The 22,165-nt window shown below is 41.8% G+C and carries 25 protein-coding genes and 1 pseudogene; 18 read left to right on the top strand and 8 right to left on the bottom strand.

What is annotated here, in order from left to right; genetic code table 11:
• Positions 1-57 precede the first annotated feature (57 nt).
• The 4 genes from H70737_RS16060 to H70737_RS16045 all read left to right on the top strand — a co-directional run bounded on the left by H70737_RS16060 (position 58) and on the right by H70737_RS16045 (position 4,935).
• A complete protein-coding gene (locus tag H70737_RS16060) occupies positions 58-1,755 on the top strand; it encodes an ABC transporter substrate-binding protein (RefSeq protein ID WP_231573282.1) in 1,698 nt (565 codons plus the stop codon).
• A 287-nt stretch (positions 1,756-2,042) separates the two neighbouring features.
• Complete coding sequence (locus tag H70737_RS16055; protein ID WP_042188735.1) at positions 2,043-2,966, top strand: ketopantoate reductase family protein; 924 nt, start codon at positions 2,043-2,045, stop codon at positions 2,964-2,966.
• Positions 2,967-3,000: 34 nt separating this feature from the next.
• Positions 3,001-3,414 carry a VOC family protein gene (locus tag H70737_RS16050; RefSeq protein ID WP_042188733.1) on the top strand — a complete coding sequence of 138 codons (414 nt, stop codon included), beginning with the start codon at positions 3,001-3,003 and terminating at the stop codon, positions 3,412-3,414.
• A gap of 843 nt (positions 3,415-4,257) precedes the next feature.
• Positions 4,258-4,935: a stalk domain-containing protein gene (locus H70737_RS16045; protein ID WP_042188731.1), complete on the top strand. Its 678-nt coding sequence runs from the start codon at positions 4,258-4,260 to the stop codon at positions 4,933-4,935.
• A gap of 340 nt (positions 4,936-5,275) precedes the next feature.
• Here the strand turns inward: H70737_RS16045 and H70737_RS30375 are convergent.
• Positions 5,276-5,461 (bottom strand): annotated as a pseudogene (locus H70737_RS30375) (transposase); the annotation flags it as partial.
• 289 nt (positions 5,462-5,750) lie between these two features.
• A complete protein-coding gene (locus H70737_RS16040; protein ID WP_156113127.1) occupies positions 5,751-6,146 on the bottom strand; it encodes a hypothetical protein in 396 nt (131 codons plus the stop codon).
• 148 nt (positions 6,147-6,294) lie between these two features.
• On the opposite strand from H70737_RS16040, the gene H70737_RS16035 reads away from it, so the two are divergent.
• Positions 6,295-7,233, top strand: coding sequence for a GNAT family N-acetyltransferase (locus H70737_RS16035; protein ID WP_331281382.1), 939 nt, complete (start codon positions 6,295-6,297; stop codon positions 7,231-7,233).
• A gap of 131 nt (positions 7,234-7,364) precedes the next feature.
• On the opposite strand, the gene H70737_RS31065 is transcribed toward H70737_RS16035, so the two are convergent.
• Both H70737_RS31065 and H70737_RS16030 read right to left on the bottom strand, forming a co-directional pair.
• On the bottom strand, positions 7,365-7,541 hold the full coding sequence (locus H70737_RS31065) for a hypothetical protein (RefSeq protein WP_197071208.1): 177 nt from the start codon (positions 7,539-7,541) through the stop codon (positions 7,365-7,367).
• 238 nt (positions 7,542-7,779) lie between these two features.
• Entirely contained in the window at positions 7,780-8,238 is a 459-nt protein-coding gene (locus tag H70737_RS16030; protein WP_042188728.1) for an Hsp20/alpha crystallin family protein, read from the bottom strand.
• A 115-nt stretch (positions 8,239-8,353) separates the two neighbouring features.
• On the opposite strand from H70737_RS16030, the gene H70737_RS16025 reads away from it, so the two are divergent.
• The 5 genes from H70737_RS16025 to H70737_RS16015 are packed head-to-tail and all read left to right on the top strand — an operon-like array spanning position 8,354 to position 10,022.
• The gene (locus H70737_RS16025) at positions 8,354-8,578 is read left to right on the top strand and encodes a spore germination protein (RefSeq protein WP_036687577.1); all 225 of its coding nucleotides are present in this window, start codon (positions 8,354-8,356) and stop codon (positions 8,576-8,578) included.
• A 12-nt stretch (positions 8,579-8,590) separates the two neighbouring features.
• The gene (locus H70737_RS30370; RefSeq protein WP_081951137.1) at positions 8,591-8,812 is read left to right on the top strand and encodes a spore germination protein GerPB; all 222 of its coding nucleotides are present in this window, start codon (positions 8,591-8,593) and stop codon (positions 8,810-8,812) included.
• Between the two features lie 48 nt (positions 8,813-8,860).
• Positions 8,861-9,481, top strand: a complete 621-nt coding sequence (gerPC, locus tag H70737_RS16020; protein WP_042188726.1) for a spore germination protein GerPC — start codon at positions 8,861-8,863, stop codon at positions 9,479-9,481.
• Positions 9,462-9,638 (top strand): spore gernimation protein GerPD, encoded by a 177-nt coding sequence (locus tag H70737_RS30750; protein ID WP_156113126.1) that lies wholly within the window; start codon positions 9,462-9,464, stop codon positions 9,636-9,638. Before gerPC ends, H70737_RS30750 begins: the two co-directional genes overlap by 20 nt.
• Before the next feature lie 3 nt (positions 9,639-9,641).
• A complete protein-coding gene (locus H70737_RS16015; RefSeq protein ID WP_042188724.1) occupies positions 9,642-10,022 on the top strand; it encodes a hypothetical protein in 381 nt (126 codons plus the stop codon).
• 239 nt (positions 10,023-10,261) lie between these two features.
• On the opposite strand, the gene H70737_RS16010 is transcribed toward H70737_RS16015, so the two are convergent.
• Both H70737_RS16010 and H70737_RS16005 read right to left on the bottom strand, forming a co-directional pair.
• Positions 10,262-11,218, bottom strand: coding sequence for an alpha/beta hydrolase (locus tag H70737_RS16010; RefSeq protein ID WP_042188722.1), 957 nt, complete (start codon positions 11,216-11,218; stop codon positions 10,262-10,264).
• An 87-nt stretch (positions 11,219-11,305) separates the two neighbouring features.
• Positions 11,306-12,628, bottom strand: a complete 1,323-nt coding sequence (locus tag H70737_RS16005; protein WP_042188720.1) for an APC family permease — start codon at positions 12,626-12,628, stop codon at positions 11,306-11,308.
• A 126-nt stretch (positions 12,629-12,754) separates the two neighbouring features.
• Between H70737_RS16005 and H70737_RS16000 the strand changes: the two genes are divergently transcribed.
• Complete coding sequence (locus H70737_RS16000; protein WP_042188718.1) at positions 12,755-13,651, top strand: LysR family transcriptional regulator; 897 nt, start codon at positions 12,755-12,757, stop codon at positions 13,649-13,651.
• A gap of 63 nt (positions 13,652-13,714) precedes the next feature.
• Positions 13,715-14,620, top strand: a complete 906-nt coding sequence (locus tag H70737_RS15995; protein ID WP_042188716.1) for a tyrosine-type recombinase/integrase — start codon at positions 13,715-13,717, stop codon at positions 14,618-14,620.
• A gap of 89 nt (positions 14,621-14,709) precedes the next feature.
• Here the strand turns inward: H70737_RS15995 and H70737_RS15990 are convergent, their stop codons facing one another.
• Positions 14,710-15,633 (bottom strand): L-lactate dehydrogenase, encoded by a 924-nt coding sequence (locus H70737_RS15990; protein WP_042188714.1) that lies wholly within the window; start codon positions 15,631-15,633, stop codon positions 14,710-14,712.
• Between the two features lie 172 nt (positions 15,634-15,805).
• Here H70737_RS15990 and H70737_RS15985 point away from each other — a divergent pair, with 172 nt between their 5' ends.
• The 6 genes from H70737_RS15985 (at position 15,806) to gerQ (ending at position 20,749) form a co-directional block, all read left to right on the top strand.
• Positions 15,806-17,188, top strand: a complete 1,383-nt coding sequence (locus tag H70737_RS15985) for a branched-chain amino acid transporter BcaP (RefSeq protein WP_042188713.1) — start codon at positions 15,806-15,808, stop codon at positions 17,186-17,188.
• A gap of 26 nt (positions 17,189-17,214) precedes the next feature.
• Positions 17,215-18,504, top strand: coding sequence for a WD40/YVTN/BNR-like repeat-containing protein (locus tag H70737_RS15980; RefSeq protein ID WP_052404314.1), 1,290 nt, complete (start codon positions 17,215-17,217; stop codon positions 18,502-18,504).
• A gap of 241 nt (positions 18,505-18,745) precedes the next feature.
• Positions 18,746-18,922 (top strand): hypothetical protein, encoded by a 177-nt coding sequence (locus tag H70737_RS31060; protein ID WP_179085723.1) that lies wholly within the window; start codon positions 18,746-18,748, stop codon positions 18,920-18,922.
• A gap of 194 nt (positions 18,923-19,116) precedes the next feature.
• Complete coding sequence (locus tag H70737_RS15975) at positions 19,117-19,509, top strand: DUF2500 domain-containing protein (protein ID WP_042194012.1); 393 nt, start codon at positions 19,117-19,119, stop codon at positions 19,507-19,509.
• A 213-nt stretch (positions 19,510-19,722) separates the two neighbouring features.
• On the top strand, positions 19,723-20,154 hold the full coding sequence (locus H70737_RS15970; protein ID WP_042188711.1) for a cell wall hydrolase: 432 nt from the start codon (positions 19,723-19,725) through the stop codon (positions 20,152-20,154).
• A 184-nt stretch (positions 20,155-20,338) separates the two neighbouring features.
• Positions 20,339-20,749 (top strand): spore coat protein GerQ, encoded by a 411-nt coding sequence (gerQ, locus tag H70737_RS15965; RefSeq protein WP_371916527.1) that lies wholly within the window; start codon positions 20,339-20,341, stop codon positions 20,747-20,749.
• A gap of 241 nt (positions 20,750-20,990) precedes the next feature.
• On the opposite strand, the gene H70737_RS15960 is transcribed toward gerQ, so the two are convergent.
• On the bottom strand, positions 20,991-22,154 hold the full coding sequence (locus H70737_RS15960) for a tyrosine-type recombinase/integrase (RefSeq protein ID WP_052404313.1): 1,164 nt from the start codon (positions 22,152-22,154) through the stop codon (positions 20,991-20,993).
• Between the last annotated feature and the right edge of the window lie 11 nt (positions 22,155-22,165).

The following is a 22,165-nucleotide window of genomic DNA, read 5'->3' as shown; positions in this document are numbered from 1 at the left end:
TTTTTATGTTTAGCAATAGCCATCCCATCCTCAATAGATATAGGGGGAGCTAATCCTGTGACAATAGATAGACTAGCTTCGATTCTATGCTGCACTCCGCGTAACGTAAAGTTTATTCTGCGAAAACTTGAAGAGCAGGGTTTTATACACTGGCAGCCTGGAAGAGGACGTGGAAATATCTCGCAGCTAACTTTTCTTCGAACGATTGAAGAGGTGCTTGAGGACAACTTTCAGGAACTGATTAATAAAGGGAAGATTAAGGAAGCTATAGAGTTATTAAGTCGTGGTCAGGTTAGCGACACATTAAAGGAACGGTTATTAATGGTGTTAAATAAGCAGATGGGCTTCCGTAGTGAAACGGAGTCGACATCAGGATTGGATGTCTTGCGAATTACACGAAACCGGCATATGGAAGTGCTGGATCCAGCTTATGTATATACCGCGTTTGAATCCTATTTACTCGGACAAATATATAGCACATTAGTTACCTATGATGCAGGAAGTGATACTTTTCTCCCTGGTCTGGCTCATATGTGGGAAGCCAATGAAGATTGTACAAGTTATATTTTTTATCTCCGTAAAGGTGTGCGATTCCATCACGGCAGGATAATGACCTCCAAAGACGTAAAAGAGACATTTCAACGCCTTATAGATTTGAACAGTCCAGCATTGAGCCTATACAAAGATATAGAACGAGTAGAGCCCGAAGGAGATCACAGGATCAGGTTTGAGTTATCTCGTCCCAATCTCTTTTTTCTACACATTTTCAGCTGTATTCATATGTCGATTCTTCCTCATGACGTAGATCTTGTAAATGAAGTGTGTGGAACAGGGCCCTATCGTTTACTAGATCTTAATGAAGATGTGCTAGTCCTCGCGGCATTTGACTATTATTACGGTATACGCCCGCTACTAGATCGTGTGGAAATCTGGTATTTACCAGAACAAGCTTCAAATGAACGATTGTATGAACTTCCTGAATCTGCTCAGGAAGGTTTATTACCTAATATCATCTGTAACCACAGTATTGACTACCCTGCCTTGGGATGCCGATATCTCTTGTTCAATTTCCATAAAGACGGAATTCATCAACAGCAACTATTCCGGCAGGCTATACGAATCCTTTACAGCCGAGAAGCCTTAATTAAGGAGTTAGGAGGGAACCGTAGTACCCCTGCTGATAGCTTTTTACCTTGGGAGAGCAGTAAGAGAAGTATTATTGAGCCTACTCTGGAACATGCGAGAGAGCTTCTAGTGGCAAGTGGCTACCAGGGGGAGACCTTAAGATTAGCTACAAAAGATAAAAAAGAAGAGCGAGAAGAAGCCCTGTGGCTTCAAGCACGAGCTGCTTCAGTAGGACTGCATATTGAGCTGTATTTATTCAACGAGTTTAACTCAGCAGATATAAAGAACACCTCCGAAATCCTCCTTGCTGAAGAGGTTCTTGAAGATGATTGGCAGTGGGGAATGGTTAACTACTTTAATAATAAACTTAATTATCTTTTTTCTCTGCTGAGAGATGAACAGATCTTGTTATTCTCAGATGTACTTACCGATTTCACGCAATCCCCAAAGGAAGAAAGAATAAAGTTGCTGGATCAGGCAGAAGGTGTGCTTAGGGACAACTATTGGGTGTTATATGGTTGTCATATGAATAAAAAAGCGCAGCTAAATCAAAGCTTGTTTGGACTTCACACCAGTTCATTCGGATTTCTGGATATCTCAAAACTGTGGATCAAAACTACTAGTCTTTAAGGAGAGTTACCTAAATATGCTTGTACAGGAATGTTTTCTTTTGCTATACTTTCCAGGGAGGCTGTATCGATAAATCATCGAATGGTGCTCTAATAGGTTTTAATAAATGAATAGTAATTAACTTGTAGCCATGGAGGTGAACTCGTTGGATTTTGCTCAGATCCGTAAGGACCGAGACAAAAGAACGGTCGATACTTGACTCTTTTTTTGCCTTTCGGACCTGTTTAGCAGATAGCTAAAAGGTCTTTTTGTTTGTTTAAATTAAGGGAAAAGAAGGGGAGATTATTATGCGTTTTCTTATCGTGGGTGCAGGAGCTATAGGTGGATATTTCGGGGGTCGTCTAGTTCAAAAAGGAGAAGATGTTACTTTTCTCGTCCGAAATGCCAAACAGATTCAGTTAGAAGCGGACGGTTTGATTGTAAAAAGTGTTCATGGGGATTTTCAAACTTCTGTACGAACGATTTCTAATAGGGAAGCAGTAGAGCCTTTCGACTGCATTATTATAGCGGTCAAGGCATACCATTTGCCTCAGGTGATGAATGACATTGAACCCTACGTTGGTGAACATACACTGATCCTCCCGCTCCTCAATGGTTACGATCAATTTAGCATTTTGCAGAAGCGTTTTGGCCCAGAACATGTACTGGGTGGTCTTTGTTATATAGAAACAACTCTAGATTCAGCAGGTACTATCGTTCAAAGCAGTTCGTTCCATAGTATTGTGTTGGGTGAATGGGCAGGTGGTGAGTCAGAACGAACACAGTTGCTTCTGAGTCATTTGGATCATGCTGGATTCACAGTGACATTAAGTTCTGACATTCAGCGCGAAGTGTGGCAGAAATATATATTTGTAGCTAGTCTAAGTGGGATTACCACTTTAATGGACAGCTCTGTTGGGCCTATTTTTGCTTCCCCAAAAGCACGTGCAATCTATGAGCAGCTTCTTCAAGAGATTGTTAGCTTGGCTCAAAATGCTGGAATGCCTGTGGGACCGGAAAATATAGCTTCCACGATGCAAAAGATGCTTTCTGTGTTACCTGTATTTACTTCATCCATGCATCGGGATATGCATAAGCAACTACCTGTAGAAGCGGACCATCTGCATGGGGCACTTCTGGCTATGGCTGTTCCGGGTCAAGGCGCGTATCCGGTTCTCGAAACCGTGTATGCCCGTTTGAAAGTATACGAAAGCGTTAATGATATGAAATGATCTACTTTAAATCACAATAAGGAGCTGGACAATTATGAAGGAAACGAATCAAAAGATCATGACTTTTCTAATGTTCGAAGGTAAGGCAGAAGAAGCTATGAATTTCTATACGTCCTTGTTTGATGATTCCGAAGTTATTAGCATTAAGCGATATGGAGCGAATGAAGCAGGACCTGAAGGGAGTGTAATGCAAGCTTCCTTTTCTATGCATGGACAAGTATTTATGTGTATAGATAGTTATGTTCAGCACGGGTTTACCTTTACTCCAGCGATATCCTTATATGTAAATTGCGAGAGTGAAGCTGAAATTGATCGGGTCTACGAATCATTAGCGCAAGGTGGACAAGTCCTAATGCCACTTGGAAGCTATCCGTTTAGTCCGAAATTTGGTTGGGTAGCGGATCGATTTGGTGTGACCTGGCAATTAAATTTTTCGGGGAATGCGTAACGATTGAAGTGTTGCTCGGTCAATTCCTTTAGGGTTTGACCCGACATACTTTTCAAGTGAAAAAGTGGGTTTTCTACGATTAGAGTGACAGCCCACTCTCCATTTTTAAACCGCAAAAAGGTCAAAAGAGCAGTAATTCTCCAGTGACAGGAGAATTACTGCTCTTTGTTTATGGTCATAGCAAGTGAAAGTCAACCGACCTCAAGCGTCACTTTTTCCATGCTGTCAAAAGAAAATAAAGTATTAGACTCGAAAAATAAAATTGTAGACTGGCATGGCGATTAGCAAACGGCTGAGCAGCGAGGCTGTAGCTCGAGCTCCTGATTCTTTTGGATGCATTGGGGTGGACAGCCGGGTGAGATTATATTCTCAAACAGAACCGTAGCAAGGATACGCTCGTCCGACTAGTTGAGGTCTTAAAAGAGTAACCGGCTACATCACAAAGAAGGTTGGTCGAGCTAATCGGTGTATCCCAGGGAGGAGTGAGTCAGTTAATTCAAAAATTGAAAGAGTCAGCCCGCGGATTTGGCGAGTAGTTGGTACTGCTATGGGAATGAAGTAGGCGCTTCTGGACTACTGCCGGGAGCGCCTTTTTTCGTGTGTTGATGATAACACACAGAAGAAGAGTTATATACTTTTAGAAAGGGTTGGGTTAATCAGTAGCTTGGAAGAAGGGAGAATTGGAAATGAAGCATTGGGCTTTGTGATATAATATGGTAAAATATTCAACTCTACTGAGACTATCGCACATGTAGCGTCATCTTTCAGAGAGATTATCTCTCAAATAACCGTTGTTTGCGGAATACCTGGATTTGAAGAAATCCCAAGAGGAGGAAAACAGAAATGAAGAAGAAGGTTGTTAAGACTTTATGCGGTACCATGATACTTTTAGTGGGCATGGGCACAGGTGCTTTAGCGAGCTCGCAGCTCCAAGAAATTAAAGCGTTGTTAAACGGAGATTTAAAAATCAGAGTGAACGGGGAGATTACCCCTCTCAAAGATGGCAATGGCAAAGCGGTACTTCCAATTACTTATAAAGGAACTACTTATCTTCCGGTACGATCTGTTTCTGAGCTTCTGGATGTTCCGGTGAATTATGACGGGACAGCCAAAGAGGTAATTATTGGCGAACAGCAGGCAGGCGTTCCCGTGAAGCAGGAGGATTTTAACACGAGTCTGTATACCAAGGACCCTGCACTGACCAAATACGGCGGCAAAAATTATAAGGAAGTTCTGTACAGCGCACCTAATTCAAATATTAAATATACCGCGCTCAGCCCTAACGGCAAATATCAGAAGCTTGTTCTACAATTCGCTTCAGTCGGCAAGGAAGTGGAATCTCTTGAAATTAGGGATAATGACAAGAATGTGCTCCTTAAAAAAGTAGAGAAGATTTCACCTAATAGTGATCTCTTGACGATTGAGGTAGATATTTCTGGAGTAAAGACCATCGCAATAAATGTGACACAAGCTGTTGACGGCGGGTTCATTATTCCGCTAGATACTTCAATTTACAAGTAAGATTAAGCAGCGAAGCCCACAATGCCCGAATAGGCGTAGTGGGCTTATTTTCACGTGAGGTTACATTGGATTTTTTCTCGTTCTTTTGCTATAAAGAGATTTAAATCCATCTTTCGTTATATGTGGACATGCTTAGAGGGTATGTGTCGACTCGAAAAATAAAGTTGTAGACTGGCATGGCGATTAGCAAACGGCTGAGCAGCGCGCCTGCAACTCGTGCTTATGGTTCTTTCGGATGCAACGGGACGGGCCGCGATCGGTATGCCGACGACAAGAATGTGTTCGCCGGTAGCCATTTAAAGGGACGTTACTCAGTCTACTAATTTATTTTCTTCGATCATATGCCGCGAAGCAGAAATCGCCGGAAGCTCCGATTGTTCTTTAGTTGTCCAAACATACTCTCTAGTTCTATCATTCGACGTACGGACAAAGCATGGTCTTCCTCGCTTCGCAGGATTTCCTGAGCTTGGTATACTGAATGTTCAAAAGAAACCTCTTCTTTGAAATAGTTGTGTGGTAACTCCATTTTACCAAAAGAGAGGTTTTTTTTGCGTTTTTATAAATATTGTAGTCCATTTCCCGCCTACACAGCGGAGAGAACGGACTGATTGTGGAAAAGCGATAGCGGTCGCCTTTGTTTCCGGATTTTATCCGCTAAGGAAAATTGAAAAAAATCTGGACACAACAGCGATTGGAACAACGGACCGTTCGCGGAGCGTCCTTATGGAGCGCAACCGTCTATCCGACTCCAAAAACAAGGGATCTCCTAAGCATCCGTTTCATGGCTTTTGGGACAGCCCCTTAGAAGAAAGGATTTAATTACATTGCTGAACTATAGTTGTGCCCTCATTAGTAATCGTGACAGTTGAATAACCAGATAGATACTCTGTATAACCGCATACCGTTTCTTGGGTGGATTGTCCTTTTGCGTCAGTATATTTAAGGTATATAGAACCTTCACCACTTAAGCTCAGTGTAGGTTTGAACCTTTTCGTTTCACCTTTCTTGATGGGATCTGTAAATAATTCCTTGGAATCCATATGGATTAAACCTATTTCAATAGAGCTAATTTCATCATCCGACTGATTATCAACAGTGAGTAAGAAATTCTTAAATGGAGTTAGGATATTTGATATCGTACCGATCCCTAAAGCTATTACAATACCCATTGAAAATATAGAAATGCCTATAAAAAATCGTCTCTTCATCATTTAGTCCCCCTATGTAAGTAAGACAGGGTTCGCTCGATAAATGTTACGGTATATAAGAATTAATTATAACTATTCATTAACAAGTGAAATTGGAAGAGTTGTGCTACCCTTATTGTATGCCAAAATTTATATGAAAAGGGGTTTTGTTTTGACAAAATCTACGATTCTTTCATTAGAAGGAATAACGATTCGTCATTTTGAACAAGGGGACATGCCATTACTGGGTGAGTTATATAACTCGGTTACTTCGCGGGGAAATGCTGTTTTTTGGTGGGTTGGTGATGAGGAAAACTGGGAGAATGTGTACTGCGCCTTTGAAAATGGAAAAATGATTGCCAAAGGTCAAGTAGAGATCATAAATATTGTGCCGCCTGGGCGTTCAAAGGAAAGCAGACATTCGATCTATTTGAATTTGAAAACAATACCTGATCGAGAAGAAGACTACGATTTATTAGAGAGCATGTATCAAACGCTCCTCTTGAGAGCACTTGAATTGAAGGAAACTTTATCAACAGCGTACAAAACGACGCTATGTGTCGGGAATAACGCATCAGAGATCGCAAATACGCAATTTTTTGAAAAAGAAAAGGGCTTCTGTCAATTTAATAGCTTATTTAAAATGAATCATACTCTTGATCATTCCTACACCGTACCTGAACTGAAAAAGGAATTTGAATTTGCAACTTGGATGATGGAGACGCCACAAGAAGAAGAGCTTTATTTAGAATTGGAAACAGAGGTTTGGCCAGAAACCCCACTCGGGAAAGAACGGCTATCTCAGTTTAAGCAAAATCCGCTTTGGAACTCTATGGTTGTTCGAGAAGGGGAGAGGGTTGTAGGCAGCTTGATGGTATGGCAGGAAGAGAAAAGTGGGTATATTGAAAATGTTTTTGTACTAGAGCCGTGGAGAAGATTTGGGATTGCTACGTACATGCTTTCTCAAGCGTTAAACTATTTCAGAACACATGGACTTGAAGAAGCTTATTTAATGGTGTTAACAGATAATGATTCTGCATTGCATCTTTATGAATCTGTCGGATTCAGTTTATCGAGTGAGGAAAGGCGGTATCGTATAGAACTCCTATAGTTTTTGAAGTGGAGGATTACTAAGCAAAGTGTGATTCAGTTTCATCGAGGTTCGATGACAGGATTGCACTTTTTTAGTAATCCGTTCGCCTTGTAATAAATGATGACAGGAAATCCTCTGAACAATTTTGTTCAGTTACTGTTAGTTACTTGTTTACCCTCGCATTTCTTACACACGTTAACCTTTTCGCCAGAAGGTCCTTTTCCGATGTACAAAAGCTTAATACGAGTGCTGCCGCAGATCAGACATGTTCCTCTGCTTCGGGATGGCATACGCCAGAGTGCTTTGCCGCGCTTGTTTTTGGACATAAATAGCCCACCTTTGCGATTGATACCCTATCTTATGAGCGAGGGAACCTTAAAGTTCGGAGAATGAAGCTTATAAATTCCTTTGTGATTGCAGACAAAATTAAGGATAAAAAGGGCAAAAAAACGCCCTAAAAAAACAGCGCATAACTTAAATTATACGCTGTTTTAGTTTTAAGGCATTTTTTTGAGGAGAGATCGCCACTTGGACGAGCAAAAAGGAGGGATTTTAAGGATTTTTTTATAAATAACGGATGTCGATATTTCTAAATTTTCCTACTGACATTTTCGGCATTCTGAATTGCAATGATCCTTGTTTATAAGTGCCTCTGCTCTGATCCGGATTGACTGGAACGGGGAGTGGGATGATCTCGCTATGATCTTTTCCGAGACTGCTTAATTTGATTTGTGTTCGGTTGATTTGTGCCCAAATACTTTCGGGGTGAATTCCACTTGGAATACGGATTTTAGTGATCAAATAATTATGTGTGTCCAGATGCTCAAATTGCAGACTTGAGGTTTCGTTCGTAAATGACGAAGAAGTCGCTGCAGTAGCTTCTTTGATTATTTTTTCAACATAGCCATCGATCTGGCTTGGATCCAGCTTCCATTGCTCTTCAAGTGACTTTAAGGATAACTTTTTCTTAAAAAAGGGATCTTCGTTCATCCAATCTAAAGGGTTTGATTTATTCGGACTCATGAACGCTCAACCTCCTTCATTTTTAATCCATTGTATGGGCGTATGACTTATTCAGTGACATCTGGGCGGATATCTACATAGAATAGGTTATCATTCCGAAGGGAGGAGTGGTTTGGTGGTTTCAATCATCGGCAATATTAAAATTAACAGCGTAGGCCCCAGTTCCACAGTCTTAGTAGGAAATACGGCATCCGTTATCTTGAGCAGTAACTCCAAAATCTATGCCGGTGCCAACTCCTTCTCCATAGGTGACTCCATAGGTACAAACATTACGAATAATGCAGCCAGCAGTACGAACACGATGGATTCAGATGTGGTGGATCAAGTATCGCCTCCTTAAGGATGGGTTTACATGAATATTACGGTGTATCAGTGCATCTCGGTCAATAATCTAAAAATTGGTATAATCTCAAATTCATCGGTTCTTCAGATCGGCACTTCCGGCCGAATTAATGCCTTGTCTCATAGTTATCAGTCTATTGACGTTCCAGACTCTCCTCCTGCTTTATCATCAGCGAAAAGTGATTCACCGCTTGTTTGCTTGCCTACACCAACTGAACTATATACACGCTAGAATTAGGCTCGTATCCCTCGCATACAATAAACCATAGGAGGGGGTTGTATGCATCCGTATTATGTTCAGCAAGTCTTTAACGCATTAAGAATACAAACTGAAAAGATTCGACTTCTAGAAAAACAGCTCCAAGATTTACAGTGTGAAGTAGTCAGCATAAAGAACAATAACATTGCAAGTATAGGTCCTATAAATTATCATTTTGAACAATTGAAAATCGAGAAGCTGGAAGGCACTCTAAATATAGGCATTACACCAAATGAGGGGAATAATCTGGATGAAGCGATGATCAATGGTAAGCCTATTGGGGAGCAAGAGGGAGGGACACCAACTGCATCTGCATTATCGGATAAAATTCGTCCAGAGATTCTGAAGTATGTGCAAGAGGAAGTTCCTTCTCAATTTTCACGCTTAGAAAAAGAGCAGAACTTAAGTATTGATGAGCAGTATATCCAAATGGTAACCCAGGATCTGCTGAATCAGATGGATGGCCGGATTAACGAGTATGTAAGCCAGCTTCCTGCCGCAGAAGAAGGGCGTGGATACACAGAAGAGGAAAGTGCTTCTATTGTTGAACAAATCAAACGAGATATTGTTACGGCGGTAGAACGGCATTTGGAAATAAACATAACTGGAAGGCGGGAGCCGCATGAAAGTAACCGTGATTAACAGAGACATAAATGTAAACGCAGTAAAAGTGGTTTCGATATCAGGTTCTTCAGTATTTTTAGTAGGGGATACGCAGACGATTAACTGTTCTTCGGCGTTTGACAGCGTGATAGAGTATGCTCCGAGTCCTCCAGATCAAGTCCGAAAAGGCAGTTAATAAATGCACACCTCACGTATACTAGATGTGTATATCAATAATCTGTCTGACAGTTCGATTTTCATATGTGGATCTGTAGAGCGGATTCAGTCTAAATTTGTGGGTAGTAAAGAAAATTACCTATATAACATAAAAGATATTAACAGCAATAATAGAGAGGCTTCACCCTTAGAGATCCCACTCACGGCATGGCCGAAGCAAGTGAATGAAGATGAAGTTGAGATTTTGAATGATTCCAAGGAATCAACGATTAATATGCAATATATTAGGATTTTATCGATTGGGTCTGGGACGACCTTCCAGATTGGAAATGGTGGCTCAGTTCATCTGGAGAGTCGAACCAGTGAGTTCAAGCGAGAAATAGCTTCAGAAGATGAGGGGTAATTTAGCATATTTGCTGATACTTATTTTATAAAAATAAAACAGTTAACATAATCATTATTATGTTAACTATTATAAGGTACTGTCCTATAAGAAAGTACTTTTCACAAATAAGCGAGCTTCGAGCTACGAAAAGGAGGGCCATCAAAGGTATTCTGCTATAGAAATAGCATTAAACTTATAATTAGAGAAAGCCTGCACATTTGCAGGCTTTCTCTAATTTGGTGAACGAACATATTTATTTAGAAACCTTCGCGAAGCCATGTAGTCGCCAGCTTGATGGCGGCTTTTTTGGCATTGGTTTCAGCTAAAGGATTAAGCATCACGAAATCATGTATGATCCCTTGAAAACGAACTGCCGTGACTGTGACTCCAGCTTCACGTAATTTGGCGGCATAAGCTTCACCTTCATCACGTAGAACATCTGCTTCACCCGTTATGACTAGTGCTTCAGGTAGATCGCGTAACTGATCTACACTAGCTCGAAGCGGGGAGGCTGTGATCTGCTTCCGCTCCTCAGGGTCAGTTGTATATTGATCCCAGAACCATTTCATTCCATCACGCTGCAAGAAGTATCCTTCGGCGAACTCATGATAAGATTCGGTATCAAAGGAGGCATCCGTTACTGGATAGAACAAAAGTTGTTTCCCTATCTTCGGGCCACTGCGTTCTTTAGCCATAAGCGTAATGGCGGCTGCCATATTTCCACCGACACTATCACCGCCTATGGATAGCTTGCTAGCATCAAGTGCATGTTCACTACCCTGTGCAGCGATCCATTTCAGAACAGCATAGATTTCTTCAATTGCTGTAGGATATTTAGCTTCTGGAGAGAGGCTGTAATTTGGAAAAACAATGGCAGCCTCCGCTCCGACAGCTAATTCACGGATCAAGCGGTCATGGGTATGTGCATTACCAAACACCCAGCCAGCACCATGAATGTAAAGGATCACTGGCAACGACGCGGAAGAGGAGCTAGGAGGCCGAACAATTCTTATGGAAACATTACCATTAGGTCCTCCTGGCACCATAAGATCTTCAATTTCGACTTCAGGTTTATATATCTCACTGGATTGTACAGTATCTACCGTTTCACGGCCTTTTTCTGGTCCAAGATCAGGAAGGAACGGAGGCTTGGAATTATCATCGGCAAATTTCTGCGCTGCTGGCTCAAGAATGATCTTTGGTTGATTTGGCATGATGTATCGTCTCCTTTGTCTGGTCATAGTATAGTTTACCCTCTTCATTCCATAACCATCTAAACGAATGCTGAAACGATATGAGTCTTACAATGCTTTTTGTTGATCCTCACGAATTCCACTTTTTAAATCCCTTATTCCGGCAACCGCTTGTTTATGTTTGATACGAAAGATCAAAATAAACATCAAAGTAATAAGTAACGGATAGCCTATTGCCCATCCTGTAAAAGGAAACACAGCAGCGGTAGCTAGAAAAGAGATCCAGCTAATCGTTACGCCTAATCTACTTCCCTTAAGTAGGCGTATCCCCGCAGCACAACCTCCGATATAAGTCAGGATAAAAGTCGCATTTGGAAACTGGATCAAAGTAGTGATAGATATCAATCCGCTGCTGTACAGTGACATGACCGTTACAAAACAGAGGAGCAGGAAAGCTATCCCACCGATAGGGGTATGATATGGTTTGGATAGTCTTCCCATCCATTGCGGTGCATAGCCCTGACGTGATAACGCATAAGCCACACGCGAGGCAGCACCGGCATAAGCGATAATGGTGGCGGTACAGATGAAGAGACCTGTAAGTCCTGCGATAAATCCTCCCCAGCGTCCAAGGGGCTGGCTGATGATCCAGACAAGTGAAGTGCTCGACCCACCTTTAAGGTAGCTTTGTGTGCCAACCGTTGCTAAAGCGGATAAGAAATATAGAACACCTACAATAATAGCAGCGATGGTCACACCTTTAACTGCAGCACGTTGTGGATCTTTGAACTCCTCAGAGAGATGTGAGACAGCTTCCCAACCAATAAAACACCAAAATAGGATTGCTGCAGCCTGTCCAATGCTCATCCATCCGTGTGGGGCAAAGGGAGTGAAGTGTTCAACCTCCATTCGAGGAAGCGCAGTAGCAAACGAGAAGACGAGAACAGCTACAATCGCAATCACTACAGCAATTTGTACCTTTCCCGCCACTTGCATACCAATCCAGTTTGTAATTAGCCCAATGGCCAACATCACCGCAGCGATAGTAATTCTCGCAGGTTCATCCCAGCCCATTGCGGCTGTCATATAACCAGCTCCGGTCAGCGCAGCGACAGGCGCACCAATCGGAACAGACATTAGAAAAAACCAGCCCACTAAAGATCCGGCTTTAGGTCCGAAAGCAAGGGTAACGAAGTGGGACACGCCTCCTGCGTTAGGAAATTTGGCAGAGAGCAGGCCCATCGATAAGGCCATTGGCAAAATCAACAGCGTCATAAATCCCCATGCCAGCAATGAAGCGGGACCTGCCATTTCTGCAGCCAGTCCGGGAACGATTAAGACTCCCGAGCCCAATACAGCGCCGATATAAAGAGCTATGGCTTGCGGCATGCCGATGTTTCTTCGTAAAGTGGTTGAACTTGAATCTTTCATGATTTTTAATCCTGCTTTCATTGTCTTTTGTTATAGAGTAGCAGATAATAGATCCATTGGAAAAACAGATTTTTTGAATAGTATCCATTCGAAATTCCGATGGGTACTATTATTCAGGGGGCATGTATGGAATCACGTCATCTTTTTACCTTTATAGTCGTAGTGGAGACGGGTAGCTTCACACGCGCTGCACAGAAGCTTGATTATGCACAATCCAGTATTACCGCACAGATCCAAGCATTAGAGACTGAAATAGGTCAGCCTTTATTTGATCGGATCAGTAAAAAAATCATCCTAACCGATGCAGGCCGACGTCTGCTCCCATTCGCTCAAGAGATCTCCAGAATGCACTCTCTAGCGCAAGATGCTCTTCGCTCTGAGAGTGAGCTAACAGGGTCTTTACGCATTGGTGCACCTGAATCTCTGGCTGCTTTTCGCTTACCAGGCATTATCAAGGAGTTTCGCGTGAAATATCCAAAGGTCCAAATTCTTCTGAAGCCTGGGGCCTGCTGGGAGCTAACGGATTTAGTTCGATCCGGTGAATTGGATTTGGCCTTCCTACTTCAACCAGAGACGGAAGATAAAGATCTGAATATAGAAACACTGGTGCATGAACAAATGACCCTGATCGCTCCGCCGGATCATCCCTTATTGAGTCTTCCAGTGGTAGAACCGGTTCATCTTAAGGGAGAAACGATATTGCATACGGAAACTGGTTGTAGCTACCGTACTTTATTTGAACATCATTTAAACAGACACGGGGTATTTCCGGACCCTACGTTAGAGTTTTGGAGTATTGAGGCGATCAAGCAATGTGTTATGGCGGGTCTAGGCATTGCTTTTATTCCAATGATTACAGTGAGCAACGAATTAGCGGAAGGGAAGTTAGATAGGCTGAGTTGGAATGATGAATCGCAGCGTGTGGCTACTCAAATTGCCTATCATCATAAGAAATGGAAATCTCCTGTTCTAACAGAGTTTTTAAAAGCTGTGCAAAAGCATGCTGAAAAATGGAGCAGCTAAGTTTAATTCTTGTAGCTATTCTATGGTACAATAGATTGTCGAAATCAAGGGAGGCTCGAAGCCATGAATGAGTGGAGTGAAGACTACGAAGAGGGGCTTGAGGCTTTTTTAATCTGGATGAAGGATGCCGGTTACACTCCCTATACGCAGAAATCCTATTTAGTGGATGTAAAACAGTTTTTAGAAAGTCTGAATGGTAAAAAGCTAGAGTCCGTAAAGAAGCTACATGTTATTTCTTTTCTTACGTCAGTGCGTGAACGTGGAGTAAGTGATGCTACCCGTAACCGGAAGCATGCCTCAATTAACTGTTTTTTTAAGGCATTAATTGAGCTGGAATTGCTTCTAACCAATCCTGCAGCTGGGATTAAGAAATCTAAAACTGAGATCAATCGCGAACCGGTCTACTTAGATGAAGGTGATCTGGGGCGATTTTTGTCTTCTATAGATGGGAAATACAAAGGTCGTAATTTAGCAGTCTTTTTACTCATGTCCTATATGGGGCTTCGGGTGGGGGAAGTCCACACGCTTAATTTAAGTGATTATAATGTAGAAAGACATTCCCTTCGAGTGTTCGGTAAGGGACGTAAATGGCGTAATGTACCGATTCCAGAGGATGTGGTACCTTTTCTCGATCTGGCGATTGAAGAACGATTAAATCCTTGGCGCAGTAAAGAGGAAGCTATGTTCATTTCACAGAAAGGACGCAGGCTGTCCATACGTGGCATTCAGCAAATCGCTGCGGACACCTTCGATCGTTTCCAAAGGGATGTGCCTGTTGCACAACGTCGACCCTATTCCAGCCATAAGCTACGACATTCCTTCGCTACCATGCTGCTACGAAAAGGTGCGGATCTGAGGACGGTTCAGGAGCTGCTGGGACACTCTTCCATTCAGACAACAACGGTTTACACGCATATCACGAGCCGTGAGAAGGAAGAAGCCATGTCGAAATTGCAAGTCCAGATTTGATAGAATTCTAAGTGCAAATCTTTCATGAAAAAGGGGCTATCCCCGGCCATGTATCATGACAACAGGGAGAGCCCCATGTATTCATTTGCTTATAGTTCTAGCTTAGCTATCTCAGCTTTAAGCTTCTCGGCAGATTTTTGGAATAGAGCTCGTTCTGTCTCATTTAATGGAAGATCTAGTACTTCTCGTACACCGGACCGATCTACGACGCAAGGGGCGCCAAGGTAGACATCCGAAACTCCGTTATAATTATTCAATAAAGTAGATACGTTCAATACAGAGCCTTCATTATGAAGAATGGATACCACAATACGATCTAGTGCTAATGCTATTGCGTAAGAGGTTGAGCCTTTGGCATCAATAATTTCATAAGCGGCATTCTTAGTATCTTGGAATATTTCATCTTGTTCTGCTTCGTCAAAACCGAGATCAATCCCGGCAACATTCGCTAGACTCCAAACAGGAAGTTCCGAGTCTCCATGTTCCCCGATAATCTGACCATGAATACTGCGTGGATCAATTTCTTTGTGGCGTCCAATCAGGTAGCGAAAACGTGCACTATCCAGCACCGTTCCGGAACCGATGACTCTTCTGCGATCAAAACCGCTTATTTTCAAAGTGGCATATGACAAAATATCTACAGGATTAGTAGCAATAAGTAGTATCGCATGTTGATTATATTTGGTGATTTTTTGAACGATATCTTTGAAAATTGAAATGTTTTTGCGGAGAAGATCTATCCGGGTTTCACCCGGTTTTTGTGATGCACCGGCCGTTACAATGATGATATCCGCTTCCCGGCAATCTTCATATGTACCAGCCCATAGCTTCACACCACCAACAAAGGGCATGCCGTGATTCATATCCAATGCTTCTCCAAGGGCTTTCTTTTGATTAACGTCAATAAGTACGAGCTCAGGCATACGTCTCCGTAGCAGTAATGTATAGGCTGTTGTTGTACCAACTGCTCCAGTACCAATGACTACGACACGATTGGGTTTCGGGGGGGCCATGATTCCATCTCCTCAGTAATTAAAATTTTTAGCTTTTAATCTTGTCCATCATAATCGCTAACGATATTGTTTTCAAGCAGGTCTTATTTAATGCATTACCCCATTTTGGGCATACTTAATAGAAATTCTCTAATCAATTTGACAACAAGACTAGACAGGAGAGAATGTAAGAATGGATTTATTTCGCAAAAAACCGCTAATCGCACCTTCAAACTCGGGTGCAACCAAGTTGAACAAAACACTTGGTGCGCTGGATCTAACCATGTTAGGTGTAGGAGCGATTATTGGTACTGGTATTTTTGTAATGACAGGAGTAGCGGCAGCAGAACACGCTGGTCCTGGCCTTGTCATTTCATTCCTGTTAGCCGCGTTTGCCTGCGTGCTGTCAGCCCTTTGTTATTCAGAGTTTGCATCGACCATCCCGGTCTCCGGAAGTGCCTATTCTTATAGTTATGTAGCTTTTGGAGAATTACTTGCTTGGATTTTGGGCTGGGATCTTGTGTTAGAGTATGGCGTTGCAGCAGCTGCAGTAAGCAGTGGATGGTCAGGCTATTTGCAGGGACTTTTAGAGGGCTTTGGTATCCATATTCCTACAGCACTATCCGGGGCGTATAATGCGGAAGCAGGTACCATTATTAATTTACCAGCAGTAATAATCATTTTACTAATTTCCTATTTACTAACACGGGGAACTAAAGAGACTGCTCGTTTTAATGCGATTATGGTCGTTATCAAAATAGCTGTAGTTCTTTTGTTTATCGTAACTGGATTTTTCTATGTTAAACCAGAGAACTGGACTCCATTTCTACCCTTTGGCTATCAAGGTGTTGTAAACGGTGCGGCAACTGTCTTCTTTGCCTACATAGGTTTTGATGCGTTATCGACTGCTGCAGAAGAAGTAAAGCAGCCACAGCGCGATTTGCCTATAGGGATTATTTCATCCCTTGCTATATGTTCTGTATTGTATATCCTAGTTTCACTTGTATTAACAGGTATTATACCTTATACGGATCTCAATGTTAGTGATCCCGTATCTTATGCGCTTCGTGTTGTAAATCAAGATATGATAGCGGGTCTAATCTCTGTTGGAGCTATTGCGGGAATGACCACCGTACTGCTCGTAATGCTGTTCGGTCAAACCCGACTGTTATTCGCAATCTCACGTGATGGTCTTTTACCACGAGGATTGTCTAAGATCAATGCTAAAACACAGACACCTATTCGTAGTACGTGGATGGTTGGGATCATTATAGCTGTATTAACGGGCTTTATTCCTTTGGATCGATTGGCTAACTTAACAAGCATTGGAACACTGTTTGCCTTCTTTGTCGTTTCTTTGGGGGTAATTGCCCTGCGGGTTATTCATCCCAATATGAAAAGAGGGTTCAGAGTACCCTGGGTACCCTTCATTCCATTGCTAAGTGCGGCAACATGCGGATATTTGATGTATAATCTAGGAAGTGAGACATGGATTGGGTTTCTGATTTGGACGAGTCTTGGACTTCTGATCTATTTTCTATACGGCTACCGTAATAGTAAGTTAAATCATAAATAAGATTCCAATTGAGAGGAGAGAGGGCATTGACATCTAGAACCGCTGGATTGAAAACTCTAAGAATGTTTATGATGCTATTTTTTTTAGCGTGGATAGTCTCAGCATGTTCTTCACCACCACCGGAGCCTTCTCCACAGCCACAGCCTACAGAAGCACCGGAAGAAGGACAGACGATTACTCTGATTACACCACCAAATAACAATACTAACAAAGAGAGTGGCCCGAAATATCAGGTTCAAACTCGAATTACGGGTTTTCATCTGCTTAGTGAGACAGAGGGCATGGTATGGGGTGTAACAAAAAATGAACTTCGTTTGTACGTTACCCATAATAACGGGGCGACCTGGGCTAATATTTCTCCTGCACCCAATGTGCAGTTCCTGTCCACACCTGTCTATGGAAAAGGCATCTTTTTTACTGACTCTAACCATGGTTGGATTATAAGAAGTGCTTTTGGTACGACAGAGAATATAGTGCTACGAACTACTGATGGAGGGAAAAGCTGGAAAATCTCTTCATTAGGTGATGATAATAATGTATCTTCCGTTTATTTCAATTCACCAACACAGGGATGGTTAATGACCTCTGCGAACGCTACTCCTAATAAGGAAAGCAAGGCGATTTATTCAACGTCAGACGGTGGGGCCACATGGGAAGAAGTGATGCAGAATGAACAGTATAATCCGAACCTTCCCAATCATTCGATCCCGTTCACAGGTGTAAGTACTGGAATGATCTTCAAGAGTCGTGTAGAAGGATTTGTGACTTTGCAGACCGGTGCCCTTCCTAAGATCTTTATAACTAAGGACGGTGGTCAGAGTTGGAATCCAGGACAGTCTTTTCTAGTAAATGAACAACTGGAAAGCTGTGACAGAGTCATTACTGGCAAACCAGAGTTCTTCGATGCTAGTAAGACTAATGGTTGGATGTCTGTGGGCTGCCAAAATGATAAAGATAAGACGATTACTTACCACGGTTACTTTACCGCTAATGGTGGAGATAACTGGAAATTCACACCGTTTGAATTAAAGAGTCCAACCGGAGGGAATCATCAGAGCGCTCCGACGTTTCTGAATTCGCAAGTTGGTTGGGCCATTATTGGTGATACTCTTTACCATACCGCTAACCAAGGGAAAACTTGGCTCCCTCTAAAGGAGAGCAGTGTTCTGCAGTCTAAGCTTGAGGAATATCCTGAGACGATTAAGATGCAGTTTATTTCCACAGAGGTGGGATGGCTTTTACTTGAGAAAAAAGAACAAAAACGCTCGCTCCTCTTGCAAACTACAAATGGTGGGATTAGTTGGCGTGTGATGTAAAGTGAAGTGAAGCTGTTTCAAAAGTAGAGGATAATACTTTTGAAACAGCTTTTTTTGAATAAGAATGAACTTCTAAATCATTATGTTTTTGATTGATTGAATATAAGGAAAAAACTTAATTAAAATTTTCTTTATAGATGTGAAAAAAATCACATGACATTTAAATGATCGTGTGATATATTTAACACATAGAACAAGTTCAAATTTTCACAAACTTAACTTTCGAATAGGAGAGATTACAATGAAAACTTTTGAAACAGATTATATGACAAGAAACCTGCTGCAACTTTGCTACAACTGTGATGACGCTCACCTGTGTGAAACGGAAGAACAATGCAGAGCATGCTGGGCAGACAATGGTATGTTAGATGTTGAGACTGACGAAACGAAGCAATTGCTAGACCTCGTTCATGCTTAATCTGATCACTCAAAATTATGATTAAAGACCACTCGATTTCTTGATTTCTAAGAAAACGAAGTGGTCTTTTTGCATGAAGTCTCACTAATTTAATGCTTTCTGGACTAGAAGAGGCATATACATGTACAGAAGAAGTGCCTGAAGTTAAGTTAAGGGTTGAATTAATGGGTATGAAGGGGGAAAATGTCATGGGAATGGGCCCGGATCTTTCATGGATGTTTGATTTCTCTGGAACAGTGATGCCAATATTTCTCATTGTAATGGTTGGTATTCTTGCAGTATCAGCAGGCAGGGGTTTGCTTCAATGGAGCCGGAACAATAGCTCACCCATGCTAACCATCCCTGCCCGTATCGTCAGCAAGCGGAGTGAAATAAGACAGCAGCAGGTTCAAGAAGATAATGGTTCAAGTCGTACGAGTACAACCTACTACTTAACGTACGAATTGAATGGGGGCAGTCGAATTGAATTTAAAGTAGATGGCCATGAATATGGAATGAGTGCAGAAGGCGATAAAGGCATGCTTACCTATCAAGGAACCAGATATCACGGATTTGAGCGACAACCACAATACTCCACAGCGGAGTAGTCATTAGCTATACATTCATTCTTAAACCATTCTTCTGTTCCTTTCAACGGAGCAGAGAGAATGGTTTTTATTTGCGGACTATTAAGAACCTAACGGAAAGCAAATGGCTTTAAAATTAGGTTGGAACTGTCACCTCTTGGGCTAATGCACATACAATACACCATGCAGTTAAGAACGAGGTTGTTTACGAAGCAACCCCAAGGAGGAGACAGCGTGGCCGTCATCAAAACGAACTCGGAAGATGTGAAGGTGCTAGCGCGGTTGATGAGAGCGGAAGCTGAGGAAGATGGAGATCTCGGTATGCTTATGGTCGGCAATGTTGGTGTCAACCGGATTCTTGGCAATTGCCTTGATTTTTTGAACATTCGTAATGTGAATGACATGGTCTATCAAAGTCCAGGAGGATTCGAAGCCCCGCAGAAAAGCTACTTCTATCAACGAGCAAGAGAAGCAGATATCCGTCTTGCTAAACGTGCAATTGCAGGTGAAAGAACATGGCCAGCGACCAATGCTTTATGGTTCTTCCGTCCTGTAGGAGATTGCCCTCCAACCTGGTATAACCAACAAAACACAGGCCGCTTTAAAGCTCATTGCTTCTTTACTCCGACTGGTGAAGATTGTCCGTCTGTATTTATTGGTAATTAACAGGGAACTGTGTAAAAGAGAATTACTCATTATTATGAGTAATTCTCTCAGTAAGCTAGTGCAAAGGTTCTTTTGTGTCCAAAGGGAGCAACTGCTCCGATAAACATTTAGGAGGTTTCATTAAATGATCGTTCAACCATACCGTCCCGTCACTTATACTATTGGTAGTGTTTCTTCTTCAGGTATGCAAATGCCAATGTCTACAGGAATGCAAGGGATGCAAGGAATGCAAGGCATGGGTAGCATGCCGCCACAAGTTAGCAGTGGAAGTCCAATGACACCAGGAGGGGTTGTAGTTCAAAACCCACCTCAACAGTTTGAACAATCGTATATCGAAAATATTTTCAGACTGAATTTAGGCAAAGTAGGTACATTTTATTTTACTTACGAAAATAACAAAGAGTGGAATGCCAAAGTTTACAAGGGTGTGCTGGAAGCTGCGGGTCGTGACCACATTATTATTAGTGACCCAGTAACTGGTCAACGTACTGTATTACTTATGATTTATTTTGATTATGCTACATTTGATGAGCCCCTTACTTACCAGTACCCTGGAGTGATCGGTAATCCTCCAACAACAAGAAACTGTCGCTAATCAAGTCCTTATATTTCTGGATGAACCCCAACACTTAACGGTGAGGGGGTTTTCTTTATATATACTGATATTTTGGAATAATAAGGGGAATAAAGACCCATTTTTTTTCGAAAGGACACGCATGCTTGCGGTTTGCCCCAATATATTAATATAATAAATTGTATAAGACTCAAAAAACCTTGATATATCAGTGTTTACAAGGGATTTTGAGTCTTTTTTTTATCTTGAAATCACAGAAAAATCACATTCTCGGCAGATCCTTGGGATTATTGAGTGTGGTTTTTGCATCATCGTGACCTACACGCTTCATAATCGTTTTGAGATCAATCTGAGAGCCAGACGCGATACTTGCTTCGATTAGCATCGTGATGTGCGTGTGTCGAAATATATGAGGAGTTGCGTGCTTCTTGATATTTGTTAATTTCATTAGACGAGCCATACGATTAACTAACTTCCAGTTTGTAAATGGTGTTCCGTTGTTATTGGTCAAAATAAACTGAGTCTCTACAAAATCATCGTGGAGCTCCTTGTATCTTTTATGTCGAGCGGACTGTTTTATCTTTAACCGCTTAAACATCTCAACGATGAAATCATCCACATCAAAGGTGCGGACGGATCCGGTAGTCTTTGGAGGTGTTAATTGGTACGCGCCACTTCCACCCTGTGGAAAGTGAAGTGTTTTATAAATATGAACGTCATGAGTTTCGAAGTTGAAATCAGGCCACTCTAAAGCACAAAATTCTCCTGGTCGCACTCCGCTAAACAGCAAAAAATAAAACGTCTCTAGATCATCACCTAAACCGTGATTTTGTAGTACTTCCAGAAATTCTTCAATTTCACTTCTTTCCAGAAATTTTTCTTCCAGTGCATTGTTTTTAGCTTCTAAAACTGTCCTTTGTTTTTTAGGCATTTTAATGTTTTGACAAGGATTATCAATGCGTAAATTTTCTTTGATAATCCATTTGAAAATTAAATTTGCTGTTGAGTGATAACGATAGATGGAATTTATTTCATATCCTTCTGAAAACAAATTGTTGAGCATTTTTTGATGTTGGTTATGTGTTATTTTATCAATATTAGCTCCACCATAATATTTGTTCAGCAAATTAATGTCGGACACATGAGCTTCCACAGTTTTTCCTTTAACTCCGCTAGTAATAATATAATCTTGTAGCCATTCTTGAGCAGCCTCATTGAATTTCATTTTTTTGGCTCGCTTTGTATCTGTTCCACCCTTCATACGATCCACAACTGCCTGAGCTGCGGCGATGGCTTCCTTCTGTGTATCACGTACCCTCGGTACCTGTTGGCGCTTGCCTGTGACCGGATCAGGAGGACCCTCCATGACACACTTCCACTTGTAGCCTTGTTTGTTCTTTGCAGGTATTTTAAATACGCTGGCCATGAGTAGGTCCT

This window comes from Paenibacillus sp. FSL H7-0737, assembly GCF_000758545.1.
Classification (GTDB): Bacteria; Bacillota; Bacilli; order Paenibacillales; family Paenibacillaceae; genus Paenibacillus_AQ.
This window is presented reverse-complemented; position numbering and strand designations above follow the sequence as displayed.